This is a genomic window from Myxococcales bacterium (assembly GCA_016703425.1).
GTDB lineage: Bacteria > Myxococcota_A > Polyangia > Polyangiales > Polyangiaceae > JADJCA01.
In genome coordinates, this window is sequence record JADJCA010000015.1 from 140,207 (window position 1) to 165,585 (window position 25,379).

The following is a 25,379-nucleotide window of genomic DNA, read 5'->3' on the forward strand; positions in this document are numbered from 1 at the left end:
CGCCGTTCGCCACGTTCGTCGCCACGATCCGAGCGCGAGGCCCCACGCCGCGGGTACGCGCCGTCGTTGTCGCTACTTCCAGAACGCGCCGCTCATGAGCGCCGGCGTCGCCGGCACCTGCGTGCGATCGAGCAGGAGCCCCCGCAGCTTGCCTTGCTGCTCCACCTTCTCGGCGCCTGACTTCAGGGCCGCGTCGATGATGGCGTCGATGGACACGTTCATCTGCGTCGGGTCCCAGCCCTCGCTGTCGAAGCCTTCCTCTTGCGGCGTCGCCCAGCCGCGCGTCAACGACGCGACTCGGGTAACGGGCACCGTGACGCCGGGATTCATGGTTCCGCCCACGATGGGCTCGGGCGCGCCGACCCATGGCTCGGTGAACTTGGGTACACGCACCTTGAAGGCCCACGCGGCGCGAAAGCGCGGCTCAAGCAAGTTCGCCAACTCGAGGAATGAAACGACGAAGGCCGAACAGCCGGCGCCCTCCTTGTGGAGAGGCCGCACGGCGAGCCCGTAGGTCTTGTCGATGCCGAGCTTCTGATACTCGGCGGCGTAGTCGAGGAGTCGATGGCAAACGTCCGCGGCGATGCCGAAGCGGACGAAGTTCATGCCGCCGTTGGCCTTGCCGATGGCTTCGTCGGCGGAGAGCTCGGCTTCGGTTTGCAGGCGGCCCTTCACGCCCTCAAACATGACGCCGAGGCCCACCCCCTTGTCGAGGACGAGGGTGCGAAACTCGGCGTCGTCGGCGTTGGTCATGGCACCGGCAAAACGCGCCGCGGCGCGGCCCGCCGTCGCGGCGCAATCGACGCGAACGGTCGCGTGACCAATGGTGTGCGTGAAGCCGAGTGCGACGGCGCCCGCTTCGTTGAGCAGCACTTGCCTCGTGAGGCCGCCGGGCGACGTCCACATGAGGCCGTCGGGGTTCAAGGTCGAGGTCGGTGCGTGGATCGCGAAGACCGTGAGCGTGCTCGCGAACGGATCGTTCGACGACGGCGACGGCGTGACCACGGGCGACGTGGGAACGGGCTCGCTCGGCGGGGCCGGCTGCGCGGACTGGCCCGCCGCCGGCGACGGCGGCGGTGCGGACTGCACGGTCGACGAGGCGGGCTCCGCGCCGGAGCAGGCCGCGACCGCGAGGGCCGCCAGAACGAGGGGCATCTGATTCAAAGCGGCGGGAGCCTAGCACGGGACTAAACCGGGTCGAGGGGGTGGTTACGCCGGGCGGCGCGCAGGCCGTCGCGTCTGTTGCTCGAGCGTGCGGGGGGCGCCCAACGACGGGCGGCGACGCACTCCTGTTGCGCCAGACCGGGCGCCCCGCGAGGGCCTGCAGGAGAGTGCCCAGCGACAACGTCCCCGCAGCGCCGATAGCCACGAAGAGCAAGGTCGCGCGCGCCCCGCTGACGAGCGGGACTTGCAGCAGCAGCCACGCGCTCAGCGGAAGCACCTGAACCGCGTGGAGCGCGAAGAAGTGCGCGACGCGCAGATCGCCGTGGCTCACGCTCCAATTCAAGAGCGGCAGGCCGGCGCCACCGTCTTCACCGCCAACGGAATGAGCGAGGCGACCGCCCATGGCGAAGCCCGAGACCGGCGCGAGCAGGAGCAACAAGAGCCCTGCGCGCCAGGCCGTCGCCAGAAGCGGCGGCAGCGCCTGGCCAGCAGAATCAACCAGCGGTCCTAGGAGGGAAGCAAGCGCGAGCCAGATCATGACGACCGTTGCGACGACGATCGCCGCGACCATCGCGTTCCAGATCGTTGCGTCGAGCAGGCCTCCGCTGTTGAAGTGAGACGTCCTGCCGCGCAGGGCCTGCGCGAGGATGCCACCCATCTCGATGGTCATCGTGGCCGCGAGGAGCCAGGCCACGACGGCGCGCGATGCCTCGCGCACCGACAAGCTCGGAAGAAGGACGCCCATCGTAAAGAGAAAGAGAGCGATGGAGACCGCGAATTTGAGCGGCTTTAGGGCCGGATGAACGCCCATCACGAGCGGCACTTCGAACGCCAGAGCGACGACGCACAAGATCGCCACGAGGCCGTGCGCGGCGGCGGCCCAGAGCAGCACTCGTGGCAACGTTGCGATCATCGGCGCGCCTCCGCCGGCGACTGTTGACCTGGAGTCGGAAGAGGCCCCGCCGAGACCGCAGATGAGGTCATTCCTTCCTCCGCGCCATGTGCGTCGGGCCCGCAAGACTCCAGCTCGGTCGCGGATCTTTTTGCATGATGCCCATCATTCCTTTTCTCGAGACGTGGCACAGAGAGCACGGCCAAACGATCGCTCAATCGGGCGCCGACGCGCGCGCGGCTCGGAGAAGTCGGTCCGCGAGCTTCGGATCGTCGACGAGGCGGGCGAGGACCACAGCGCCCACCATGGTCGACGCAAGCCGTAGCGCTTCGTCGCTGGGAGACCGCGCCCGTTGGTTGCGGTGGAGCTTTCCGTCGACGAGCCGCAAGAGGCCTTTAGCCACCTCAGCGAAGGCTCGGCGAACCGACGGCGCTTGCCGGTGTCCGTCGGTGCCCAGGGCGGCCACGACGCACCCTCCTTCGGGGTGTTCGACGTGACCCTTCGAGAGATACCGCGCGAGCGTCTCTTCGAGGGGCACGGACTCTGCGAAGGCCCCCTGCGCGGTGGCCGCGCCGGCGGCTTGCACGGCAGCGGCCACCAGTTCGTCGCGATCCTCGAAGTGCGCGTAGAAGCCACCGTGCGTAAGCCCGGCGGACTTCATGAGCGCCGGAATGCTCACGGCGGCGAGGCCGCTCCGCCGCAGGGCCGCGGACGCGGCGTCGACGATGCGCTGTCGAACGGCTTCTTTGTGCCCGTCGGCGTATCGCATGATGGTCATCATACAATGGGGCGACGCCGGAGCAAGCTTCGTTCGTGGCGAGCCCGCTCTGCGGGGCCTCCGCCCGGACGGCATGGCGAGGTGGCGCCGCGCCCAAAGGCGGGCTGTTCAAAGCGGCACCGTTGGCCCGACGCCTACTTCCTTTTTGGCGGGATCTTGCACGCGGCGTGCACGAGAGCGGCATCCTTGCGGAGCACGTGGTCGTCCGGCAGGTCGTCGGCCGCATCCAACGAGCGCACAAGCTCCGGATCACGGCACACGGCGGCGTTCGGTGGGGCGGCCGCGACGGCGAGGCTGAAGAAACGCGTGGCCACGTAGGGGAACTGGTTTCGGATGACGAGGCGGCCCGCCCGCATCGCCAGGTCGGCGCGGGTCGCGTCAGCCTTGACGAAGGCGACGAGCTCCTCGGTGCAATGGGCGCCCGAGCGACTGCTCGCGTAGCACTTCGTCGCGGCGTCGATCCCAAGGGTGCCGCGAAGCGCCATGAACTTCGGCGACGAGGCTAGCGAGGGGAAGTGTTGGCGAAGATCTTCGGCTTGCCACACGGCGGAGCGAGCGTCGGTCTCCGAGGCGAGCATCCCGAGGGCTGCCGCATCGACGATGCGCTCCCACTGCGCGTCGCGCTTGGTGGGAGCGATGTCGGCGGCGTGGCTGAGCAGCTCGCGCCAGTTCTTCGCCTTCTCGAGGGCGAGGAGGTCCTCCATGGTGTAGGCGCGCAACGTCGTCGCCGCTGGCATGACGGGAGCGAGTGGCGCGCTGACGGCGATGGGCGCGTTCGGCGGCGCTAAAGGCGGCTCCACGGGACCCGCTGGCGACGCCGCTGCCGCTGTCGGGGGCGCCGTTGGCGATGCAGGCGGCGCCGTAGCCGCTGGCGTCGCTCCTTACGGAGCATCCGGTGAGCGCGGCGAGCCGCAGGCAACTCCGACGGAGGCAGCGAGCGAGACGAGCAGGGCTACACGAACTTGCATCAGGACCTCAGAGGGGATCGGCGTCGCCGTCGCGCCGAAGTTGGAGGGTGTCGCGACCTGCGTAGTAGAAGACCTCACCGCGCGGGGTGAAGCGCATGGCGATGCCCAGCTTGGGCGAGCCGACCACAGCGACGTCGATGTTCTCGCCGGCGGTGCCCCGAGGATCGAGCAAACGAACCTCGCGGCTTCCGTCGAGGCGCATCTTGGGTTGCGGGCCCGTTCGATCGAGGACCATGCCGACCGAGCCATCTCCCGAGGAGTAGTGACCGATGCGAAGCGCCGGGATCAGCTTCTTCTTCTGCTCCAACGTATCCATGGGCGGAGGCGGGCCTCCCGAGAGCGACGCCGCGTCGGCGTCCCGGAACATCGGGATGTCGTTCTTGGCGAAGATGAGCGAAGCGGCGCCGCTTGAGCGCACGCCGAGCCAGAACGAGCGCTTCCGTGGGCCGCTGACGTAGTCGACGCCGCGTTCACTCTTGTTCTGAACCTTGAGCTCGATGGTCTCGGACTCGCCGTCCATCTTGAGTCGCGCGCCCCCACCGGTGCGGTCGAGCACGAAGCCCAGGAGGCCGTCGCCGCTCGAGTAGTGACCAAGTCGCAACCTCGACTCAGAGGGATCGGCGCCGATGCTGGGGGCCCCATCGCGAGGTGCCGCGCTCGCCGACGCGGGTGGCGGCGGCGTGGTCGCGACGGGTGGTGCTGCGACGCCCGCGGCCGTTGCCGCGGGCGTTGTCGGGTCGGCGGCGTTCGCCGGTACAGCGGGCGGTGCAGGGCTTTGACCCGGGGTAACCGGCGGGAGAGCTCCGCCGGCGGGAGCCCCGCACGCCCCAACCGACGCAACTACGAACGCGACCAGACGCATAGGACTACTTTCCGTCGAGCTTGTTCTGGAGGACGGTGGTGGCCGCATCCTGAAGGTTGCTGGCTTCAACGTTCATCTTCGTGGTGAACACCTTGCCCGAATGGCTCATGTTCGCCTTCGCGTCGGTGCCGGTGCCGCCGAAGATGCACTTGACCTCGGCGAGGTTCTTCGCGACCTCGGGCTTGTAGTGCGACTTCGCGCAGACGGCGGCGATGCCGTCGAGCACGCTGCTGCACCGGCTGGACACGCTGTTGCCCGACCACGCCTCCTCCTTGTAGTTCGAGAAGTCGCTCGAGACCTTGATGCTCGTGCCGCAGGCCTTGTTGACCGCGTCGAGGCTGCCCTTGATGTCGCCATCGAACTTCTCAAGGGCTTCCTTCTGGAAGGGCTTGAGGCCAGCCGACGAGCCGGTGGAGACCGCCGTCGAGGTCGTCGAGGTCGGCGACGAACCGCCAGCGGCTCCGGCGGCGGCGCCCGACGTGGGGTCCTTCGCCTCTTGGTTGTTTCCACCACCACAAGCCGCCATGAAAGCGGCCAAGCCCAGCACAATTGTCGAACGTGTCATCGATTTCCCCTCACAGTTTTGTCATGTCGTCGCGCGGAGCTGCTGCGCCGCACGAACTCCGAATGAAGCCGCCGGCCACGGGCACACGTGCGCCTGCACGATTCGGCGTTGCGCGCGCTTCATGCCATGCGCCCCTCATCGACCCGAGCAGCTGCCAGCTCGCCGTGGTGACGCCCTCGCACGAGGCCCCAGGTAAGCAGCGTGCCGAGCCATTCGCTGCACGTGCTCGGAGGAGTTCGGCCGGCGCGAATCTCCCTTAGAAGAGTGAGCTGGTGGTTGCCCAGGCCCGCCCTGCGGGACTGTCCGCGATCATCCCGCCAGAAGGCCAGGACCACCTGCTTCGCGGCCGGCCTGCCACGCGGCAACTCGCGTTCGCTGCCGTGGAGCCATGTGGCGAAGTCGTGCCCGTACCCGCGAAGCACGAGCGTCACGGAGAGGCGTAGAGGGGCGCTGTCATCGTCGTCGAGCGGATGGTGATACGTCTGCCGCCCCACGAGCTCTAGATCGGCGAGCTCCACGACCCAGCGAGGAATCTGACGCCGCCCCGCGAGGAAGCATGGGAAGGGCTCCGCGGTTCGAAGCAGCTTCGCGTGCGTTGCCGGGTGCGCGCGAGAGAACGAAGGGCCGAGGTCTAGCCACGCTCGCTCGCCGCACGTCCTTACGATGGCATCACGGGTACGGGGGAAGACGCTCTCCAACATCTCCTTGCGCGTGGCGAACGCGTTCCAAGCGTAAGCCTCGAGGCCGCGCGCGCTCGACGGATCGATCGAGTTGGGGAAGAGCTTCTTGGCCGTCGCGCCGGGGCTCTCGCCGCGGAGCACGAGGGGGCCCATGAGCTCATAGACCTCGCGAAGGTTCATGCGGCCTCCGTGACTAGCGACGCGAGGGCCGCCGTGGCGCGGCTGCGCGCTGTGTCGACCTCATCCAAGAGACGGTCGAGGCTCGGGATGTCACTGTCCCATTCGATGAGCGTGGGCACGATGCGACGTGCGCGACGAATGGTGTGCTCGTAGAGCTGCCACACCGCCTCCGAAACGGGCGCACCGTGCGTGTCCACGACACGAACGTCGCCCCGTGAGTGCCCCGCCATGTGGAGCTGGACGACTCGCTCCAGCGGAAGCTCGTCGATGAGGGCGTACGGATCGAAGCCGTGGTTGCAGCTGTTGACGTACACGTTGTTCACGTCGAGCAGAAAGCCGGCGTCGCAGCCCTCAAGGACCTCGGAGAGGAAGCGCCCTTCGGTGAGTGTGCTCCCGGGCATGCGTGCGTAGTACGTCGGGTTCTCGAGCACGACGGGAACACCGAGGCGCGCCTCGGCAGCGCGAAAGCGACCCACGAGGTTGTCGATGGCCTCCCATGAAAACGGCACCGGCAAGAGATCGTGAGCGTAGGCACCACAGAGGCGCGAGCAGGCGATGTGATCGCTCCAAAACGGCGCCCCGATGGCTGCGGCGAAGTCTCGAGCCTGCTCGATGAAGTCGTCGTCGAGCGGATCAACGCCGCCGAGAGAGAGTGAGACGCTGTGCGGCACGAGAGGCCAACGCTCGCGGCATTGCTCGAGCGTCCGCCTCCGCTCCCCACCGCTCCCGATCCAGTTCTCGGGGATCACCTCGAGAAAGTCGAGCTGCCGGGTCGTGGCGGGCAGCGTGGCCGCGAAGCTCGGGCGGAGGCCCAGCCCAAAACCGCTGATCGTTGGCTCGGTGCGCATGCAGAGGAACCGTGCACTCTGCATGCCGATCGGGTCGCGTCGTGTTTGTCATGCGTTGGCTCAATCGGCCAACAGAGGGCGATGAGCTTTCGGGCGGGCGGCGGCACCCTTGGGCAACCCTTCATCATGTAACCCACGGGCGACAAACCGTTGGGGGCTCGTAACTTACGAGAAGTCTGCCGCGTGAATGCCATGGCGCGCCCCGCCCTCCCCGGCGTGCTTCCTGCGTTCCGTTGAGCCACGACGCCAATCGGCGCGAAGGAGTGAAGACGCATGATCCGCGATGCCAAGAAACAAGACGACCTCGAGGCTCTCTTGAACACAACCGTGAGCGACGACCTCGTCGAGCTCGAACCGGCGCAGATGGAGAACGTCGCGGGCGGAAACGCTGACTGCGGTGGGAATTGCGGCGGCTGCTGCGGTATGGCGTGCGGCAACGCCGCGGGCTACGCGCCGAACGACGGCTGGGGCCCGTCGCCCACGTACGGCGGAGGCAGCTACGACCCCATGGGCAACTACAACGGTGGGTACGGCGCGAGCAGCGGCGGCCAAAACGGCGGTGAGGGCGGCGGCGGCCCCCCGTGACGGAGAGGCTGCGGGCGCGCGGCACGTTCCGCGCGCCTGCACGCTTCCCTCGATCAGTCGGACGACGGTCCACCGGCCGGCGGCTGATCGGGGTGAAGGGTGACGTCTCGCCTGCCGTAGACCCGCAACCGCACCGCTTGCGCTACGACCCAACCGACGAGCGCGAGCGTCACGATGGGCCACAGCACGAAGAAGAGGAGCGCGTTCGCGTCGCGGTAGGTGATGCCGAGGAGCGCCGCGAGCTTCAACAGGAAGTCGACGCACGCGGCATAGATGGCAAAGGCTACGGCCCTCACGACGGACCTCGCTGCCCCAAGCTGCCGCTCTCTACGCTTCCGCCGGCTCTCCGTCGGCGAGCGCGCAACCGGTCTCGCTGCCGAAGACCGATGCACCACAAGGCGAACATGCCGCCCGGCCACAGCGCGCAGAAGACGAGCAAGTTCGCCGCGCCGTATCCGCCGAACGTGTCGCCCGGCATGAGCGCACCTCCCAGCTGGTACAGGCCCCGCACCGCGTCGCCGAACAGTTGATCGTCGGCGGTGAGAAAGGCCGGCAGTTTGGGCGCATGGCGACACCCACGGTTGTGGCAAGACCAGTTGCAACGGTCGCTGACGAAGGGCTCGTCGGGGAGCTCGCTGCGTACCAGCGGCGCTGGTGTCGCGGAGCTCCGCAACGTCAGGACGAAGAGAAGCGGGACGACGAACAGTGGCAACAGCGCGCGAAAGCGAAGCGACGAAACGTCTGAACCCATGCCTCACCATGGCTGACGGCGCGCGGACGAGGCTTGCCTCTCTCGGCGAGCGGTCGCGCGTGCCCGGTGAGCGGTCCGCGGCGGGCCTAGAGTGGGCGCTTCAACGCAGCGCGCCGTGAACGATGGCGACGGCTCGGGCGTACAGCTCCAGTGGTATCGCGATGAGCAACGGTTGGTCGCGCGCGGGCTAGGCCCCTCCGCCCATCGCAAGGTCTCGGACTTCGACGACAGCCGCGACGTGCTCATCGACGAGACGCTCGAGTGGTACACGCTCGAGAGCGATGCGCGCGCACGCGCCACGCAGCACGCGGAATACGCGTGGACGGCTTACTACAACCTCGACGACGGCAAGACCATCCGCGTTGAAGGGGCGTGGGATCGCGTTCCCAACGAGGGCTATCCCGAGAAGTTCGGCCGCTTCACGCTGACCGGCAACGGTCAGACGGTCACCTACGACTGCACCGCGGCGCGTCTCCGACGACCTGAGGTTCTCGTGGCCGTTCCGGAGCGGCTGCTTCTCCCCGCGAAACACTCACGAGAGGGGTTCGTCGTCATGCTGGAAGGTGATGGTGAGTGGCGCGCAAAGGGCTACGTAAAGCCACGGCGCATCTCGCTCATCGATCGAAGTGGCGCGTCGCGCGACCTCTCGCTCGAAGACTGAGTTTCGCTTTCGACCTCGGCAGCTTCACCCATGAGCCCGCGCGCGACCTCGCCGGCTGCTCGGGCCCACGCCCGACGTCCAATCGGCAGGCTCGCCGTTTGGTGGCGGCCGAGCGCCGCGTCTTACACCAGCCGCGCGGCGATCTTCTGGGCAAACAGGTACGCATCCCCGGGCCAACGCGCCGAGACGTACGCGCCGTCTTCCACAACGAAGGCAGCGCGCGCGTCGTTGCGCGTACCGCGAGACGTGAGCGTCCTTGGCCCCCGGACGAAGTCCTCGGGGCGCGAGAGCGCGGCCTTCACCTCGTCTTCAACGTAGGCCGGATACGTGCGGTAGTAGCGACCGAGCTTCCATGCCGTCAGAAAATACGCGGAGCGCTCCATGTACTTCGGCAGGCACGTGGTCTTCTTGCCCGCGAGCGCGCCGGCGCGCGCGGCCACGAGGACGCCGTGGCAGATGGCGCCCAACACCTTGCCACTTCCGCTGAAGGCGCGAACGAACGCGAAGAGCGCGTCGTTCTCGAGGTATGGACGCATCCCTGGCGCGTGGCCGCCGGCAAGGACCACGGCGTCGAACTCCGCGACCGTCAGATCGGCGAAGGCCCGCGTCGCCGAGAACGCGGGCGACAGAGAGAGCTCCGCGTAGAAGGCCTTCGGCTCCGGCGCGGCGCCGAGCTGACCGAAAATCACGCCCGACAAGAGAAGCGGATCGCAAGCCGGCTTGGTGCCAGCGCGTTCGGTGGCGAAGACGATCTCGTGGCCCGCTTCCGTGAGGAGCTTCCACGGCACCGCGACTTCGGTGACGTCGAAGTCGCGATCGGGGAGCGGAAAGACGACCTTGGCCACGGGCTGTCAGCCGGCGTAGGTCATCACGAGATTCATGAAGCACTCCTCGCTGGCGGGGTTCACGTACGCGTGCGAGACATCGGCGGCGAAGACGATGGCGTCGCCCTTGCCGAGCTCGAAGCGCTCCTTGCCCACCTCCATAACGAGGCGGCCCGACGTGACGACGATGTTCTCGCGCGTGCCCGGCGTGTGCGCGTCGGCGTCTTCGCGACCGTGCCCCGCGAGCCAGAGCTCGTAAAACTCGACCTTGCCTTTTTCGTCCGCGGGAAACAGCGTGCGCGACGAGAAGCGACCGTCGGCGCTCACGAGGCGCTTCGCGTTCTTCGCTCGAAGAATGCGCGTGGCCGCCGTCTGAGGGCGCGCCAAGAGGACCGAGAACGGCACGTCGAAGGCCTTCGCGATCTTCCAGAGCGTGGCGAGGCTCGGCACCGTGCGGCCGAGCTCGATCTGGCCCAACGTCTGGCGACCGACGCCGCTCAGGCCCGCGAGCACGTCGAGCGTAAGACCGCGCTGCGTTCGCAGCTCGCGCACGTTGGGGCCCACGATGGCGTCGAGCTCGGGGTCGACGCCGAAGCGTTGCGACACCGGGAGCGCGTCGGTCGAGGGCGGCGGCGCCGAAACAACGCCGGGGCGCTCGACCGGCAACCCTTCAGCGACCCACGCGGCGGTACCACCGTCGAGGCTCATGACGTCGACAAGACCGCTTGCCAACGCCAGCTCCGCGGCCGTCATGCTCCGGCCGCCCTTCGCGCAGACAAAGAGCACGGGGCCGGCGAGGCCTGCGGACGCGAAGTTCGCCTGAAGAGCGCCGAGCGTCACGAGCCGCGCACCCGGCACGTGCCCCGTGGCCCACTCGGAAGGTTCGCGAACGTCGACGACGGTAAGGTTGCCGGCTGCGAGGAGCGTCGACGCTTCAGCGGGAGCTACGGTTCGGACCATCGAGCGCCATTAGAGCGCATTTCAGGCGCGGGCGTGGCCCGCCTGAATTCGTTCCAGCGCGGCCACGAGCGCGTCGATGTCTTCTTTCGTGTTGTACGGCGCGAGCGACGCACGAACGGTGGCCTCGAGGCCGAAGCGCCGCAGAATCGGCTGCGCGCAGTGGTGACCGGAGCGAACGGCGATGCCTTCCTTGTCGAGCAGGCCGCCGACCTCTTCGGTCTTTTGGCCCGCGAGGATGAACGACAGCACGCCGGCCTTCTCGGCCGCGGTGCCGACCATCGTCAGGCCCGGCACGGTCTTCAGACACGCGGTGCCGTACACGAGCAGCTCGTGCTCGTAGCGCTCAACGCGTTCGATGCCCACGCGCGTCAACCAATCGAGCGCTTCGCCGAGGCCCACCGCGTCGGCGATGTTGCCGGTGCCGGCCTCGAAGCGCATCGGCGCCGGATGAAAGCGCGTTCGCTCGAAGGTCACATCTTGGATCATGTTGCCGCCGCCCTGCCAGGGCGGCATCGCGTCCAAGATGCTCCTCTTGCCGTAGACCGCGCCGATGCCCGTCGGCGCGAAGACCTTGTGACCGGAGAAGACGTAGAAGTCGGCGTCCAGCTTCTGCACGTCGACCGGCTTGTGCGAGACCGCCTGCGCGCCATCGACGAGCACCAGCGCGCCGCGGCGATGGGCCATCGTCGATCATCGGCTCGGCCGGCGTGATGGTCCCCAGCGCGTTGGACACCTGCGTGAACGAGACGAGCTTGGTGCGTCATTGAGGAGCTTGTCGTACTCGTCGAGCCGGATCTGCCCGGTGTCGTCGACGGGCGCGACGCGCAGCTTGGCGCCCTTGCGCGCCGCACAGCTGCTGCCACGGAACGATGTTGGCGTGGTGCTCGAGCCACGAGATCACGATCTCGTCGCCGGCCTCGATGTTCCTCCGGCCCCAGCTCTGCGCGATGAGGTTGATGCCCTCGGTGGCGCCGCGAACAAAGACGATCTCAGAAGCCGACGGCGCGTTGAGAAATCGGCGAACGCTCTCGCGGGCCTTCTCGTAGGCGTCGGTGGCGCGCGCCGCGAGCGTGTGCGCTGCGCGGTGGATGTTCGAGTTCTCGTGCTCGTAGAACCGCTTCAGGCGATCGATGACCGCTTGCGGCTTCTGCGTCGTGGCGGCGTTGTCGAGCCACACGAGGCGCTTGCCGTGGACGCGCTGTTTAGGATCGGAAACTCACGGAGCGCGTGGCGTCGAGCGAACCGCCGTGACGAGGCGTTGCAGATCGGACGGGACCCCCGACGGTGCGAGGGAAACCTCAGGGATCCGCGTTTGGCGTCGGCGCGTGTTCGAGCGACGCGAAGTCGAGCGGTGCCGTGACACGCGGCGCCGAGGCCTCGTGAGGCGCAGCGGCGAGGTCCGTTGCGTCGACGAGCGGAAACGCGAGCGCCGCGGGCGCGAGGAAGGCGCGCTCGGCGCCTTCGAAGGCGGTGAAATCGAGCGGCGCGTCGAAGGGCGAGCCGAAGGCGAGCGGTCGGCGCCGGTGGCGCCGTCGCGGACGAGGCGCTGCGCGGGGCATCGAGGGTGCGGCGACGCGGGCGCGAGCGCGACGGAGACGAGCGGGGGCTGGCGGCCGGTGGCGCTGGGGCAGACACCGTCGGCGACGCGGGCGCGTCGGCCGAGGGAGCGAGCGACGAGGCCGGACCGCCGATGGCGGGCATCGCGAAGAGGTCGTTCGCCAACCGAGAGACGAGGCTCGTGAGCGACACCGGATCCATGTCCGGTAGCGTCGGCGGCCGGGCGCGCGGCGCCGGGCGACGGGAGTCGCCAACGCCCGGCAGCAGCGACGTCGCGAGCCGAAGCTCGCCCGGGCTGGCGAGCCCATTTTCGGGCCCGCTCACGGGCCCGCCGGGCTCACGGATAGTCATGGTAGTGGTTGACCGTCACGCCCTCGAGGATGCCGAGCGCGTCGTGCGTCAAGACGGCGACGGAGCAGTACAGCGAGAGCAAGTACGAAGCGGCGCCCTTCTGGTTGATCCCCATCATGCGAACCGCGAGGCTCGGGCTGATTTCGCCCGGCAGTCCCGGTTGGAAGAGACCCACGACGCCGCGCTTCCGCTCGCCGGTGCGCATCAGAAGGATGTCGGTCTTGTGATCCTTGATCGGGAGCTTGTCGCTCGGGATGAGCGGCAGCCCGCGCCACGTGAGGAACGGCGCGCCGAAGAGCGTGGCCGTCGGCGGCGGAACACCGCGACGCGTGCACTCACGACCGAAGGCCGCGATGGCTTTCGGGTGCGCGAGGAAGAAGGCCGGCTCCTTCCAGACGGTGGCGATGAGCTCGTCCATGTCGTCGGGCGTCGGCGTGCCCTTGCGCGGCTTGATGCGCATGTCCGGGTCGACGTTGTGGAGGAGGCCGTAGTTCTTGTTGTTGAGGACCTCGCTCTCCTGGCGCTCCTTGAGCTTGTCGACGGCGAGCGTGAGCTGCTCTTTGACCTGGTCCATCGGGCTACGGAAGAGGTCCGAGACGCGCGTGTCGACCTCGATGGTCGTGGTGACGGACGTGAGCACGTACTCACGCGGGTTCGGCTCGTAGTCGCTGAAACCGACGGGGAGCTCCTCGCCGTGCTCGGGGCTGCACTTCATGGCGAACTTGTCGTCGAGCGCCTGGTTCACGCGATAGACGCCCGCCTCGACGGGCGTCCACGGGATCATCTGGACGAGCCAGCGCGGTGTGGCGCCGCGCCACTGCGGCGGCGTCTTGGTCGTGTTCGAGAGTTGCCGCGCGGCGCGCTCTCCAAGCGTACGAGGGGTGTTTGACATGGCGGCGCCACGGTACCGGCGGGGCCGGCCATCGCGCAACGGGGAACGGCGTGGTCCTGGTTCGCGTTTCCGCTAACCTCGCGCGATGGGTAGCGTCGCAGAGGCCTTCGCTGAGTACCGTCGCTTCTATGTCGAGCGGTATGTCCCCAAGATGATCGAGGACGATCCGGAAGAGGGCATGGCCGACTTCGTCGAACAGGCCTGGGACGAGCCGTTCCAAAAGCTCAAGAAGCTCTCGAAGGCCGACGTGAAGGCGCTGACCAAGAAGCTGGGGCCGCTGCCGGAGCCGTACGTCGAGCTCCTGACGGAGCTCGGTGTAGGTCCCCTCCTGTGCTCGTACGAAGACGAGCCCATCCCGTTTCATGTGCTGAAGCCGACGCAGATCGCCAAGGCCAAGAAGGACGCGCTCAGCTGGCTCTCGGCCGCCGACGCGAAGCTCGCCCTGGCGCAGGGGATCGACCCGGCGAAGCTGTTGCCCTTCATGACCGACGACGGCCGGGGCTACTACTTCATGCTGACGCGCCGAACCCCGGACGATGACGCCGTCGTGATCTTTGATCACGCCTATGAGACGGGGCATCCGTTTCGGAAGCCCAAACCGTTCGTGACCTTCGTCGCGCGATGGATCGCGCAGGCGAAGAAGGGCGGAACGCTCAACCCCTACGACGGCATCTGATCGTCAACGAGGCCGCCGACACCGTCGCCTCGCTTGGCGTCGCGCGGCGATGCCAGCTCAGCGATACGGAGCCCCTGGCGCCACGACGTGGGAAACGCCGCCGGCCCGCCCATCGAGCATCGCCTTGAGCTCAGAAGGACTCGCAAAGAGGCGACTTTCGCCGCAGGTGTCGCAAACCACAAGCGAGAGCGTCGCGCCAACAACGTCGGTCGCCGAGGGCGTGCCGAAGAGTCCTCGCTCCGGCACATCGGAGCAGACCTTGAACTCTTGCGCGTAGGGTCCGTTTCGACCGGCCGCGACGGTGCGAACGGGACTCACGACGTACATGCCACGAGCGCCACAAGGACACGGTGTGGTGGGGGGCGCGAACTTGCTCATGCTTGGAGCGTACCCAAGGCTCGACGCACGAGCATCGCCCGTTGCATCTGAGCAACCCCTGCGCGTGAGCCATTCCGTGTGGAGCGGAAGACGGTCGCGCGCCCGTGGGCAAGGCCCGACCCGCGCCGGATCCGGGCCGCCTCGGCGTCTGCGAGTGGAAAGGTGGGCAAACGCTCGCGAGAGTCCGCTCGGTTGCGTCCCCAGTGTTCACAGGCCGTCAACGGTCCCTTCCGCTTTGGTGAACACGTCGCGTTGGCTCGGTAGCTGCATCGCGGTGTTCCATGCGGAATCGACGGGTGGACGAACGACCGAGCGGGAGACCGGTGGCCGGGCTCGATGCGGTGGCGCTCGATGCGGTCAACGGCGGCATTCGGCAAGGCGAGTTGGGCAATTGCTACCTCTGCGCCACGATGAACGGCATCGGGCGAGTGAGCCCTGGCTACCTTGAGGGCCGCTTATCGGGCACGCCCGATCTGGTGACCACGCAGTTCGCCGATGGGCGCGTCGTCTTCATGGAGCAGCCGGCCCTCGACCCCGCGGGCCGCTCACCGGTCCACTCCACCGGCACGCCCGCGGAGCTCGCGACGGAGAAGGCTTGGGCGCTCGCCCTCAACGCCCCCGGCGAATCGGTCGTCGTGGATCCGGCCTTGCGCGCGGCCCCCGATCCGTACCGGGCCATGTTCGAGTCGGTGATGGGTCGTCCGACGGGTGATGCGAATCCGGGGGCCCGCCTGGCCTACGGGACCGACGCCGGTGGACACGCTTCCGATGCGATGCGCCAGCTCGGCCTCGAGGGCATCGAGCATCGGTTGCCCGGTCTCGATCACACCGCGGTCGACCTTGCGCAACGTCCGAACACGGTGGTGACCGTTGGCTCGGTGCCGAACCCGCCGGCGGACACCCGCGGGGATCACTACTACACCGTTGGCAACCCGCTCGAAGGTCGCGTGCCGATTGAAAACCCGCATGGCAGCGGCAACTTGCTGCTAACGCCGTCGGAGGTTGGGACGCGCTTCAACGATCTCGAGGCAGGGCGCATCCCGCGCGGCGGCCCGACAGGACCGGACATCACGCCGCAACACCTGGAGACCTTCGCGAGGAACCTCCCTTTCAACGATCCGCGCGCCGAGCTCATTCGCGCCAACATCGACCCGTCGCCGGTGGCGCCAGAGATCCTGACGCGCGAGGCGCTCCCGGGCGGGCCGGGGCGCGCGGCGGCACCGGAAGTGCCGGGCGACGTCTCGCCCCACGGCCCGCGCCTCGCCGGTACACTGGTCGCCGCGGTGCCCATTGGAACGACGCCCCTCACGGCCGCCGACGATGCCTACCGTCGCGACACCGGTGAGGGCTTCCTCAACCCGACGGTCCGCACCGGACTCGACACGTTCAACAGCGGCGTCCAAGAAGCGGGGCACCTCTTCCCCGTGTCGTCGACCATCGCGCAACCGGTCAGTCAGGCGGTCCGTGATTGGTGGGGCGAGCCGGCGAAGGACGCGTCGCCGGCTGAGCGCGCGACCGACACGTTCTTCCGCAACGCGGCGGCCGACACCGCGGGGTTCGTGGTGAGCGCCCCCGCCGCCGCCGTCGACCTCGCGATTCTGCCTTTCACCGCGCCGATCCATGCGGCGCGCCTCCTCGGAACGCCCGAGCCGCTCACGGCGGCGACGCAGAACGCTGCGTTTCGACGCGACATGGATCTTGCGGCGACGACCTACAAGGATCTCGTGGCCGCAGCGCCTCCCACGACGCCCGAACAAGCGAAGGCGTACCAAGACGCCGCGCTGTCTTACGCTCGCGACCCGTTCGTGCAGCAGTCGCTCTACGACGCGGAACGGTTTCTCGGGCAGGCGCGAGGCACGGGCACCGCCGACGACGTGAACCTCGCCAACCAGCTCGTTCGCCAATACGGCGCGCCGAACGACTCGGCCGACGCGGAGATTCAAGCCGCTCGCGTGCAAGCGGGATTGCCCGCCGTTGACGCGCCCGATCCCTTCGCGGGCCCCGCTCAAGTCGTCAACTACGGCAACACGGCGACGACAGGCGACTTCCTGAACGGCGCCGGCACGCCCGATCCCTTCGCGGGTCCGGCCCAGGTGGTCAACTACGACAACACGGTGACAACCGGCGATCTGTACGGTGGCGCGACCAACCCGTTCGACGATCCGACGGGCGCGACCGCGGAGCACGAAGCGGCGCTCTATCAAATGAACCAGGGGCAAATGAACCAAGCGCAGACCGAGGCCTACGACCAAGAGCTCCAAGCGAACCTCAACGAGGCCGCCAACACCATCGCCGCCTCCGAGGATCCGAGCGGCGCGAACGGCGAGGTCGAGGCGGCGGCGTACCAAGCAGACGCCGGCGCCTACCAGGCCGACGCCGGCGGTGGCGGTGGCGACGAACAAGCCTACTGAGGTGCTCTCCTCGCTCATGGTCCGTTTGCCGTCGTCGACGGCGTTACGAACGTAACGACCCGCCGGCAAGTCACGGCGGTTCTCGGCGCCGGCGGCCTCGGCACGAGCCTTGCGGGTGGGCGCGCCATGCGTGCCTCACGGTTTGCGATGAGCCTTTCCTGTCTCGCGCTGATAACGGCGCCGCGCGCTGCGAGCGCGAAGTCCTTCGTGACGATTCGCGACGACGGCGTCATGACCAAGGTGAGCCCCTCCACGTTCACGCGGAGGTTCGTGCCGCTGTACGACGCGACCGGCAAGGCAAGGCCCGAGGTGCTCAGCGTCTGGACCGCGTTTCCGATGGACGGCGAGCCACACCGGACGCTCTTCGCCTCCGTCGCCAACGATGTCTCCGGCATCGGTCTCGAGAACGAGATCGGCGGAGGCATGAAGAAGTCGTTTGCGCCGCCGCTGCGCGCCATTCTCCTTCACAACGACTTCACCGAGCTCGCTACGCGCGCCGCGCTCTCCAAGTCGCCGCTCGACGGCTTCGGACAATACCTGTTCTTGCTGGAGCTCTCGCACCTGTGGGGACCGGCGGTGCGCGTGAACGAGACCGGCAGCGGCGGCAAGGCCGACGCGCTCATCGGCTTCCCCTTTCACTGGTCGTTCTGGCTCGACGCGGGGAGCTCACCGGCCGGCGGCAACCCCTGGCACGACAACGGCGACGGCACGTTCACGGTGAGCGGGCAGACGCCGACCTCGGTGCGATTCTCGACGCTCGACCTCTACCTGATGGGCCTCGCCGACCCGTCGGAGGTGAAGCCCTTCGGCGTCCTCGAAAACGCCGTCGCTCCGCCGTCCTTCAAAGACCCCTACACGCGGCGCGGGCTCGACGCCGCCTCGTTCCCCTATTGGGGAAGCGCGCCTTTGACGGTCACCGCCACGCGCCGCACCGTGAGCATCGACGAAGTCGTCGCCGTGAACGGTGCGCGGTCGCCGGCGCGCGCGGAAGCGAAGCTGACGCTGGGGGTCGTCCTCATGGTGCCGAAGGACGCAACCGACGAGGCGATCCTCGACCTTGAAAAGGAATTCGAGCCCCTCGCGGCCTCGCTGGCCCCTAGCTTTGGCGCGGCAACCTCGGGGCGCGGCCAGATGGAGCTGCTCACGGCCGAGGCGTCGACGCCCGCAGAAGGCGGCGTGCCCACGGCTGCGACGCCGTCAACCGACGCACCACAGACCACCGGGCCAAGCGGCGACTCCGGATGCACCGCGGTTCCGAGCCGCATGACGCCGCCTTGGTTCAGCGCGCTCGCGGTCATGGGGCTCCTCGCGTTGGGCCGGCGGCTCCGTCACGCGCAGGCGCGTCGAACGAGCGAGAGACACTCGGAGACGGTTGCGGCGTCGAAGGGTTTGGAGAGCACGATGGGCGCGCGCGTCCCGAGCTCGAGGCGAGCCACGTCGGTGAGCGGAGCGCCCGTCATAAGGACCACGGTCGCTTCGCGGCCAGGCCAGCGCGCGGCCACGTCCAGGTAGAACGCGACGCCCGAGACGCGGGGCATGAGGACGTCGCAAAGGACGAGGTCGAAGACGTCGCTCTCGAGCGCGAGGATGGCTGCGCGAGCGCTGGCCACGGCGGTGATGTCCCAGCGCGCCAAGAGCCGCGTGAGGCCGGAGCGAACCGCTGGATCGTCGTCGACGACCAGGATCCGCGCCACGTCACGCCCCGACGAAGGAATCGATGACACAATCGACGGCCACGGCGGCGCGGCCGGCAACACGACGCGAAACGTGGCGCCTCGGCCTTCTTCGCTCTCGAGCTCGATCTCACCGCCAGCGCCGCGAACGATCTGCTGAGCGATGGAGAGACCGAGGCCCGTCGCCTCACCGAGAGGCTTGGTGGTGAAGAAGGGATCGAAGACCCGAGAGCGAATCGCCGCGGGAACGCCGCAGCCGTTGTCGCAGACTTCGACGACGACGCCGTGATCGGCCGCCGCGGCGCGGACGCGAAGGACGTTGGTCGCGCTCTTCGCCGGGTCGAGCGCGGCGATCGCGTTCAAGAGGAGGTTCACGAAGACCTGCGACAGACGGGCCTCGACGCCGCGCACCTCGAGCGGTTCGCTCGGGAGCTCGACATCGAGCGCGGCGCGGCCGTCGAGCCGAAGCGAGGCGAGCTTCACAGCACCGGCCACCACGTCCGCGACGTTCACGATCGCCGTCGCGTCGTCGTGCGGATGAGAGAACTCGCGCAAGCTAGACACGATGGCGCCCATGCGCTCGAGGCCATCGAGCGACTCGGCGAGCGCCGACGCGACCTCGGTGGAGACGGCGTTCGTTGTCAGGAGCTCGCGCTCGATGAATTCGAGGTTCGCCATGACGTAAGCGAGGGGGTTGTTGAGCTCGTGCGCGACGCCGGCCGCGAGCGTTCCGAGCGACGCCATACGATCCGCGAAGGCCATCCTGCGCGAGGCGTCGCGCTCCGCGGTCACGTCGCGCGCGACCCAAACGGCCTCTTCGTCGTTGATGGCGCGAAGCGCGGCCGCCCGCGAGCGCACCATGCCGTTGACCGTGACCTCGTATTCCATCGGCAGCGTTTGGCGCGTCTCGAAGGCCCGCTCCAGGAGCGTCATGATGCGCTCCGCCGGCACACCTGGAACATCGTGAACGCTCTTGCCGATGCCCGTGTGCGCCTCGTCCCCCACGGGGACGTCGGCGGTCGGCTTGAGCTCGAGGATCACGCCGGCGCGTGAAACCACGGCGATGGCTTCGGGCACCGCCTCAAGGATCGCTTGCCACGCGGCGACGGCGCGGTCGGCATCGAGTGAAGGAGGCGCCACCGGTGTGACGAGATCGCGAACCATCAGTGCCCTCTCGTGGCGCGCCCAAGCGGCGCTCCCCCCCTCTCAGGGACCCACTATTAACTCATCCTCGCCCCCGACATCCAGTGCGTTCGCCCCCAGCCGTTCCATGCGAGGTCGCGGCAACGGGCCTTTGTGTTGGCTCCGTTGATTCGAAACATTTCGAAATTGCGCTTGCGGCATTGTTCGAAATTGTTAGAAATAGATTCGTGGTCGCCAAGCTCGAACGGCACGCCCAGCAGCTCAGCGCGCTCGGGCACCCGGTTCGCCTCAAGATCCTCCGCTTCGTCGTGCAGTCGGGGCAACCGGGCGTCGCCGCGGGCGACATCCAGGCCCACGTCGACTTGCCCGCGTCGACCTTGAGTCACCACCTGAAGCGGCTCGTAGACGCCGAACTCTTCCAGACGCGCAGCGAGGGGACGTTCCTCTTCTACTCGGCTCGTTACGACGCGCTGCGCGGGCTTACCGACTACCTCTGGGAAGATTGCTGCAAACGCGGCGGCAAGAGCTGCTGCTGAAGGAGACCTGAATGACGATTCTCAAACCCCACGTCTCGCTCAACGTCTCCAACATCGACGCGTCGGTTCGGTTCTACGAGGCTGTGTTCGGCGTCAAAGCCACCAAGCGCCGCCCCGGCTACGCGAAGTTCGACCTCCTCGAGCCTTCGCTGAACCTGACGATGCAGGAAGCCGAACGCACGGGCGTGAACGCGAGCCACTTCGGCGTTCAAGTCGCGACCAGCGAAGACGTGGCCGCCGCGTGGGCTCGCTTCAAGTCAGCGGGACTTAAGACCGTCACCGAGGACAACGCCGAGTGCTGCTACGCACTCCAAGACAAGGTTTGGGTTGAAGATCCCGATGGCAACGCATGGGAGGTCTTCGTCGTGAAGGGCGAGGCCGATGTGATGCTGAAGCACTCCGAAGCGAACGCAGGCTGCTGCGTTCCGAAGGTCACGTCATCAACCGACAACGCCCCCGACCGCGGCACGAAGGCGCCCGTTGGCTGCTGCGGCGGTTGACCTTACGAGACGGCTCGTCGCCGAGGGGCTCAGCACGGCGCTCCTCCTCGCGACGGTGGTCGGCTCTGGGATCATGGCGGAGCGACTCGCCGGGGGGAATGTCGGCGTGGCCTTGCTCGCGAACGCACTCGCGACGGGCGCAGGCCTCGTCGCGTTGATTCTGACCTTCGGGCCGATCTCCGGCGCTCACATGAACCCAGCGGTAACGCTCGCGATGGCCGCCCAGGGCGACCTTCGCTGGCGCGACGCCCTTCCCTACGTGCTCGCGCAGGTCGCCGGCGCGTTCGCCGGCGTCGCGCTCGCACACGTCATGTTTGACGTGGCCGTGTTCTCCGCCTCGCAGCACGCGCGGAGCGGTCCGCCGCAGCTCGTCTCCGAGTTTGTCGCCACGTTCGGCCTTTTGGCGATCATCTGGGGCACAGCTCGCTCGCGCCCGGCGGCGGTGCCCTTTGCCGTCGGTGCGTACATCACCGCGGCCTACTGGTTTACCGCGTCGACGTCCTTCGCCAACCCCGCGGTCACGTTGGCGCGCGCTGCCACGGACACGTTCGCCGGCATTCGTCCCGTCGACGTGCCGCTCTTCGTAGTGGCGCAGTTGCTCGGTGCGGGCGCCGCCACGGCGCTCTTTCAGTGGCTCGCCCCGGCACGGGTTGGGGACACGTCACACCAAGACGAGGCGCCGTGATCGCGGGATTCAACGACACGCGCCCACATGGATGGGGCCCGATCCGACTGGGCAACCGGAGGTTCCGCTGAGACTGTCGACTTCGGAGGTCGGCGCCCGGCGAGAGCCGAATTCGCCGGGGCGCGCCGTGATGGCCCCGTGGCATTTCGATTGCTTGGCTACCGCTCGATGTCCAACGACTCCGGAACGCGCGCGGCGTCCTTCCCGAACCAGCTGACCCTCGACGACCTCGACCATGTGGCCGGCGGAGCCGAGCGCGCCTACGGGTGGTCGGCGAGTCTGAGCTACGGCATCGGCACCGTTGGCGTCACGCGCTTGGACAACGGCAACTGGTACTTCACGGGCGGCGGTGGCATGGGCATTCCGTCGCTTCGTGTCGGCGCATCCGTCGACCGCGTCTCCGTGACCGCCAACGACGGCTCGACCATCGACGACGCCCTGACCGGGTGGTCGACCGGTGGCAGCGGTCACGTCGGCATCGGCGGGTCCGTCTTCTCCAACGACTCGGGGAAAGTCGTGTCGATCGGAATCGGCCTCGATGCTGGCGTTGGGCGAACGTATACGGCGGCCGCGCCCACGGCAGGCCCGGGCAACGACGTCCCTCTCGCGCCGCTCGGAAATCCTTCCGGCGACTACTTCGGCTTCGAGCCCTCGCCCTACGTTCCGGCGGCGCCAGACGGGGCGCCAGAGGGGGGGACGCCGCAAGACCTCGCGCCGCGCGAGGATGCGCCCCTCGAGCCGCCGGCCGAGGTTGCGCCCGAGCCGCCCGTCGTGAACGACTACGCGCCGACCGAACCGACGCCCGAGGTCTTGCCGCCCGAGCCCGAGGTCTTGCCGCCGGAGCCGTGAAGTCTCTGGCGCACCGCGCTTGGGGCACCAATGAAAAGGGCCCACGCGTCTCCGCGTGAGCCCCGCCTCATGGCCTGGCCCGATGGCCTGGTCGCGAGGTTCCGTTCAACGCATCACGGCGCCGCGCAGAACGAGCCGCCCGTCGCGCCGGCGCCAGGGATGCCCAGCGTCGTCGTGTCTTCGTCGATGGAGAGGAGGAACTGAACGAGGTCGGCTCGTTGGGAGGCCGCGTTCGTGTCCGTCGGATCGAGGAAGTTCACCGCGAGCGCCTGATGATGGAGCTTGAAGGTGTCGGCGAGCATTTCCTCGAGGGAGCGAGCGTTGCCCGCGTGCAGGTACGGCGCGCCGGTCGCGAGCCCGAGGAGGCTCGGCGGGTTGTACCCGTTGCCGTCGGTCTGGTTGCCTTGAGCCGCCGTGGTCATGTCGGCGCGCTTCTCGAACGAAGCGTCGACCGCGACGTTGGCGGGCGCGAGCCCGAAGGTCCCGACGTTGCGCAAGACGCACTGAATCTGGTCGAGCGCGGCAGCGTTGCCCGAGTCAAAGCGCATGAAGCGGTTGCCGACGGTCGCGGCCGGCAGCAAGCCGGCGGGGAAACCAACGGGCGCCGTCCAGGCCTTCGTCTTGAGGTTCGAGTTGGTCGTGACGCTCGGCGTCCAGAAGACCTTGGAGATGGTCCACTTGTCGCCACCGTGACAACCCTGGCAGTTCTTCTGTTCGAAGAGCGTGCGACCCGCCGTGACCTTCGCGGCGTCGAGGTTCTTCGGCGAGCGCGGCGACCGAATCTTCTGGACGAACTTGTCGATGAGCGACCAGTCGTCGAGGACGCTCTTGTTGCCGTTGCCGAGCGTGAGCGGATCGCTCACGTCGGCGACGAGCGTCGCGGAGCCGTTGAGGCCCGCGTGGCTGTTGCCGCCGGCGTTGGCGAGGTTGATGCGCTGAGCGGTGCTGGTGGGTGCCGTCGTGTCGTTGACGATGGCTCCGATGCCTCCCGAGACGCCGCGCGTGTTGCCTTCGAAGTCGGCGACCTCGTCGAAGATGCCGGTCCAGTTGAAGATGCGGCGATCGGTCGAGTCCTTCTTGGAGAAGCTCCCGTCGAGGCTCGTCGATTGGCGCGGCCCGCGGGCGAAGTACCAGGTCACGTTGTCGGTGAGGCCGTCGGTGTGGCAAGACTGGCACGCGCCCCAACCTTGGCCCTTGAGCGACCAGCGGCCGAGGCCCGTGTTGAAGAGCCGCTTGCCCTTGAGCGCCTTGTCCGCGTCGCTCCCTGCCGTCGGCATGGGCGCCGCCGCAAACGTCGTCGGCGTGGCGGCGCCACCGTGAAGCGCCTGCGTGTTGAGATCGACGAGGGACACGATGCGTGTGGCGTCGTTGGCCACGAACGCGAAGCCCTTGCCGGTGTTCGAGATGGCGAGGCCGACGGGCAACTGGCCCTTGCTCGCAGGCGCCGCCGCCGCCGGCGGGGGGTCGATGAACTTGGCGGCCGTCGAGCCCACCTCGTTGATGGCGCCAGTCGTCGCGTCGAAGCGCACGCGGAAGACGGCGTCGGTGCCGTTGGCCGTGATGTACGAAATCGCCGTACCGGGCACGAAGGCCATGTCGTTGGCCATGAGCGGGTAGCGCCGCGAGGCGTCATCGAGCGTGATCGTGCCCGTCGTGTAGAGGTCACGGAACTTCGCGTTGAGGTTGGCCGTCGCCGCCGTGACCTCCGCGTTCGTTGTGGTGTCGATGACCGACACGACCGGGTGCGTCGTCGTCTTGGCGCCCGCGACGTCAACGCAGACGGTGCCCGCGCTCGTGGTGTCGGGTTTGACGCAGACCGGATCCACGAGGCCAGCGCAGTCGGTGGCGATGGTCGCCACGGTGCACGCCGTCGTGGTCACTTTGGGCCCCAGCGGTCCTCTCGGCGAAGCGCAGACGGAGAGCACGTAGGCGAATTTGCCGTTCAGGGCGATCGACTGAAGCTGGTTAGGGAAGCAGGCGGTGTTGGCGTTTTTCTCGTCCTTGAAACCCGCGCCAATGGCACCGAGCTGGATGGCCGTTGCCGTGCCGACCCCTACCGAGATCCGGTAGACATGCGCCGCCTTGCTCGTGTCGGCGTTGGCGCCGTCGGCGCTCTCGGGCGCGGTTCGGTGCGCGAAGTACTCGGTCACGTAGACCGCTTCGTCGTCGTCGTTGGCGTCGAGGTTGTTGGTGATGGCGAGCGACCGCGGATGCGCGAGCGCGGCGCGCGGCGTGGCGCCGAGCGTGGTCGCGCCGGCCAACGTGGCGTTCAGATCGATGGTCTGCGACACGGTCATCGCCGCCGTGTCGATGCCCATGACGGTGCCGTCGACCCAGTTGGCGACGTAGGCGTGCTTTCCCGTCGGGGTCAGCGCGAGCCCCGTCGGTTCGGAGCCCGTCGCTACCTCGGGGCCCTTCGCGGGCGTTCCCGTGAGGCCGGTGATCTTTACGAGCTTTTGTGCGCGGCGAAGCACCACGAACGCCGTCTGGCCGTCGGGCGCGATGGCCACCTGCCACGGCTCCGAGTCGGCGCCCATGTCGACGTCGGTCTTCGTCGCCGTCGGTGCGCCAGCCCCCGAAGGGTACGTGAGCTTGAAGACGCTGACGGAGCCGGCACCGCGATTGGCGACGACCATCACCGTGTCATCGGGCGACACGGCAACGGCGGAGCCCTGCGAAGGGCCCTTCGCGACCACCGTGCCGGCGTCGGTGCCGGTGTCCGTCGTCGCGCCGTCGTTCGTGCCGGTGTCGGAGCCGCCACCGGAGTCGGGTGGGGTGCCGGTATCGGAAGAGCCGGCGTCGACGGTCGGGGTTGGGGTCGACGTTGTTTCATCGTCGCCACACGCGACCAACGCACCGGCGACGCAGCCGGCGATGGTCAAGAATGAGTAAGTCCAAGAGCGCATGCTTTTCTTTCTCCCCAGCGAGCGGTCGCGTGCACGCGAGCCCTCGCCGAGGCGGCAGGCTACGGGCGGCGAAGGCGGATGCGCAACCCTCGCCGCGGCCCTAT

Annotated in this window: 24 protein-coding genes and 1 pseudogene; 9 read left to right on the top strand and 16 right to left on the bottom strand. The window is 68.2% G+C overall.

Going from position 1 to position 25,379, the window contains the following annotated elements; translation table 11 throughout:
• Nucleotides 1-72 precede the first annotated feature (72 nt).
• Nucleotides 73-1,155, bottom strand: coding sequence for a hypothetical protein (locus IPG50_27435; protein ID MBK6695910.1), 1,083 nt, complete (start codon nt 1,153-1,155; stop codon nt 73-75).
• A 295-nt stretch (nt 1,156-1,450) separates the two neighbouring features.
• Between IPG50_27435 and IPG50_27440 the strand changes: the two genes are divergently transcribed.
• The gene (locus IPG50_27440; GenBank protein ID MBK6695911.1) at nt 1,451-1,675 is read left to right on the top strand and encodes a hypothetical protein; all 225 of its coding nucleotides are present in this window, start codon (nt 1,451-1,453) and stop codon (nt 1,673-1,675) included.
• A 595-nt stretch (nt 1,676-2,270) separates the two neighbouring features.
• Here the strand turns inward: IPG50_27440 and IPG50_27445 are convergent.
• The 6 genes from IPG50_27445 to IPG50_27470 form a co-directional block, all read right to left on the bottom strand.
• Nucleotides 2,271-2,837, bottom strand: a complete 567-nt coding sequence (locus IPG50_27445; GenBank protein ID MBK6695912.1) for a TetR/AcrR family transcriptional regulator — start codon at nt 2,835-2,837, stop codon at nt 2,271-2,273.
• A 131-nt stretch (nt 2,838-2,968) separates the two neighbouring features.
• The gene (locus IPG50_27450; GenBank protein ID MBK6695913.1) at nt 2,969-3,571 is read right to left on the bottom strand and encodes a hypothetical protein; all 603 of its coding nucleotides are present in this window, start codon (nt 3,569-3,571) and stop codon (nt 2,969-2,971) included.
• 238 nt (nt 3,572-3,809) lie between these two features.
• Nucleotides 3,810-4,403, bottom strand: a complete 594-nt coding sequence (locus IPG50_27455; GenBank protein ID MBK6695914.1) for a hypothetical protein — start codon at nt 4,401-4,403, stop codon at nt 3,810-3,812.
• Nucleotides 4,404-4,668: 265 nt separating this feature from the next.
• Complete coding sequence (locus tag IPG50_27460) at nt 4,669-5,229, bottom strand: hypothetical protein (protein MBK6695915.1); 561 nt, start codon at nt 5,227-5,229, stop codon at nt 4,669-4,671.
• 119 nt (nt 5,230-5,348) lie between these two features.
• Complete coding sequence (locus tag IPG50_27465; protein MBK6695916.1) at nt 5,349-6,089, bottom strand: putative DNA-binding domain-containing protein; 741 nt, start codon at nt 6,087-6,089, stop codon at nt 5,349-5,351.
• Nucleotides 6,086-6,937 carry a DUF692 domain-containing protein gene (locus IPG50_27470; protein MBK6695917.1) on the bottom strand — a complete coding sequence of 284 codons (852 nt, stop codon included), beginning with the start codon at nt 6,935-6,937 and terminating at the stop codon, nt 6,086-6,088. The genes IPG50_27465 and IPG50_27470 overlap by 4 nt, the downstream gene beginning before the upstream one ends.
• A 273-nt stretch (nt 6,938-7,210) precedes the next feature.
• Here IPG50_27470 and IPG50_27475 point away from each other — a divergent pair, with 273 nt between their 5' ends.
• Nucleotides 7,211-7,522 carry a hypothetical protein gene (locus IPG50_27475; GenBank protein ID MBK6695918.1) on the top strand — a complete coding sequence of 104 codons (312 nt, stop codon included), beginning with the start codon at nt 7,211-7,213 and terminating at the stop codon, nt 7,520-7,522.
• Nucleotides 7,523-7,575: 53 nt separating this feature from the next.
• Here IPG50_27475 and IPG50_27480 read toward each other — a convergent pair whose 3' ends face one another.
• Both IPG50_27480 and IPG50_27485 read right to left on the bottom strand, forming a co-directional pair.
• Complete coding sequence (locus IPG50_27480; GenBank protein MBK6695919.1) at nt 7,576-7,818, bottom strand: hypothetical protein; 243 nt, start codon at nt 7,816-7,818, stop codon at nt 7,576-7,578.
• Nucleotides 7,815-8,273 (bottom strand): hypothetical protein, encoded by a 459-nt coding sequence (locus IPG50_27485; protein MBK6695920.1) that lies wholly within the window; start codon nt 8,271-8,273, stop codon nt 7,815-7,817. Before IPG50_27485 ends, IPG50_27480 begins: the two co-directional genes overlap by 4 nt.
• Before the next feature lie 115 nt (nt 8,274-8,388).
• Between IPG50_27485 and IPG50_27490 the strand changes: the two genes are divergently transcribed.
• Nucleotides 8,389-8,934: a hypothetical protein gene (locus IPG50_27490; GenBank protein MBK6695921.1), complete on the top strand. Its 546-nt coding sequence runs from the start codon at nt 8,389-8,391 to the stop codon at nt 8,932-8,934.
• Nucleotides 8,935-9,056: 122 nt separating this feature from the next.
• Here IPG50_27490 and IPG50_27495 read toward each other — a convergent pair whose 3' ends face one another.
• The 4 genes and pseudogenes from IPG50_27495 to IPG50_27510 all read right to left on the bottom strand — a co-directional run bounded on the left by IPG50_27495 (nt 9,057) and on the right by IPG50_27510 (nt 13,518).
• Nucleotides 9,057-9,779: a DJ-1/PfpI family protein gene (locus IPG50_27495; GenBank protein ID MBK6695922.1), complete on the bottom strand. Its 723-nt coding sequence runs from the start codon at nt 9,777-9,779 to the stop codon at nt 9,057-9,059.
• Between the two features lie 6 nt (nt 9,780-9,785).
• Complete coding sequence (locus tag IPG50_27500; GenBank protein MBK6695923.1) at nt 9,786-10,718, bottom strand: helix-turn-helix domain-containing protein; 933 nt, start codon at nt 10,716-10,718, stop codon at nt 9,786-9,788.
• Between the two features lie 21 nt (nt 10,719-10,739).
• A pseudogene (locus IPG50_27505) lies at nt 10,740-12,626 on the bottom strand (cysteine desulfurase).
• Complete coding sequence (locus IPG50_27510) at nt 12,613-13,518, bottom strand: hypothetical protein (GenBank protein MBK6695924.1); 906 nt, start codon at nt 13,516-13,518, stop codon at nt 12,613-12,615. The pseudogene IPG50_27505 and the gene IPG50_27510 overlap by 14 nt, the downstream one beginning before the upstream one ends.
• A gap of 85 nt (nt 13,519-13,603) precedes the next feature.
• Here IPG50_27510 and IPG50_27515 point away from each other — a divergent pair, with 85 nt between their 5' ends.
• A complete protein-coding gene (locus IPG50_27515; GenBank protein MBK6695925.1) occupies nt 13,604-14,194 on the top strand; it encodes an SMI1/KNR4 family protein in 591 nt (196 codons plus the stop codon).
• A 57-nt stretch (nt 14,195-14,251) separates the two neighbouring features.
• Here IPG50_27515 and IPG50_27520 read toward each other — a convergent pair whose 3' ends face one another.
• The gene (locus tag IPG50_27520; protein MBK6695926.1) at nt 14,252-14,572 is read right to left on the bottom strand and encodes a hypothetical protein; all 321 of its coding nucleotides are present in this window, start codon (nt 14,570-14,572) and stop codon (nt 14,252-14,254) included.
• A 323-nt stretch (nt 14,573-14,895) separates the two neighbouring features.
• Here IPG50_27520 and IPG50_27525 point away from each other — a divergent pair, with 323 nt between their 5' ends.
• Nucleotides 14,896-16,983 (top strand): hypothetical protein, encoded by a 2,088-nt coding sequence (locus IPG50_27525; protein MBK6695927.1) that lies wholly within the window; start codon nt 14,896-14,898, stop codon nt 16,981-16,983.
• Between the two features lie 1,328 nt (nt 16,984-18,311).
• Here IPG50_27525 and IPG50_27530 read toward each other — a convergent pair.
• Complete coding sequence (locus tag IPG50_27530; GenBank protein MBK6695928.1) at nt 18,312-19,820, bottom strand: response regulator; 1,509 nt, start codon at nt 19,818-19,820, stop codon at nt 18,312-18,314.
• 206 nt (nt 19,821-20,026) lie between these two features.
• On the opposite strand from IPG50_27530, the gene IPG50_27535 reads away from it, so the two are divergent.
• From IPG50_27535 to IPG50_27550, 4 genes are all read left to right on the top strand, one after another.
• A complete protein-coding gene (locus IPG50_27535) occupies nt 20,027-20,335 on the top strand; it encodes a helix-turn-helix transcriptional regulator (GenBank protein MBK6695929.1) in 309 nt (102 codons plus the stop codon).
• 11 nt (nt 20,336-20,346) lie between these two features.
• Nucleotides 20,347-20,835 carry a VOC family protein gene (locus tag IPG50_27540; GenBank protein MBK6695930.1) on the top strand — a complete coding sequence of 163 codons (489 nt, stop codon included), beginning with the start codon at nt 20,347-20,349 and terminating at the stop codon, nt 20,833-20,835.
• Complete coding sequence (locus tag IPG50_27545) at nt 20,816-21,520, top strand: aquaporin family protein (GenBank protein ID MBK6695931.1); 705 nt, start codon at nt 20,816-20,818, stop codon at nt 21,518-21,520. The genes IPG50_27540 and IPG50_27545 overlap by 20 nt, the downstream gene beginning before the upstream one ends.
• A gap of 168 nt (nt 21,521-21,688) precedes the next feature.
• Nucleotides 21,689-22,369, top strand: a complete 681-nt coding sequence (locus tag IPG50_27550; GenBank protein MBK6695932.1) for a hypothetical protein — start codon at nt 21,689-21,691, stop codon at nt 22,367-22,369.
• A 113-nt stretch (nt 22,370-22,482) separates the two neighbouring features.
• Here IPG50_27550 and IPG50_27555 read toward each other — a convergent pair whose 3' ends face one another.
• A complete protein-coding gene (locus IPG50_27555) occupies nt 22,483-25,275 on the bottom strand; it encodes a hypothetical protein (protein MBK6695933.1) in 2,793 nt (930 codons plus the stop codon).
• Nucleotides 25,276-25,379 lie beyond the last annotated feature (104 nt).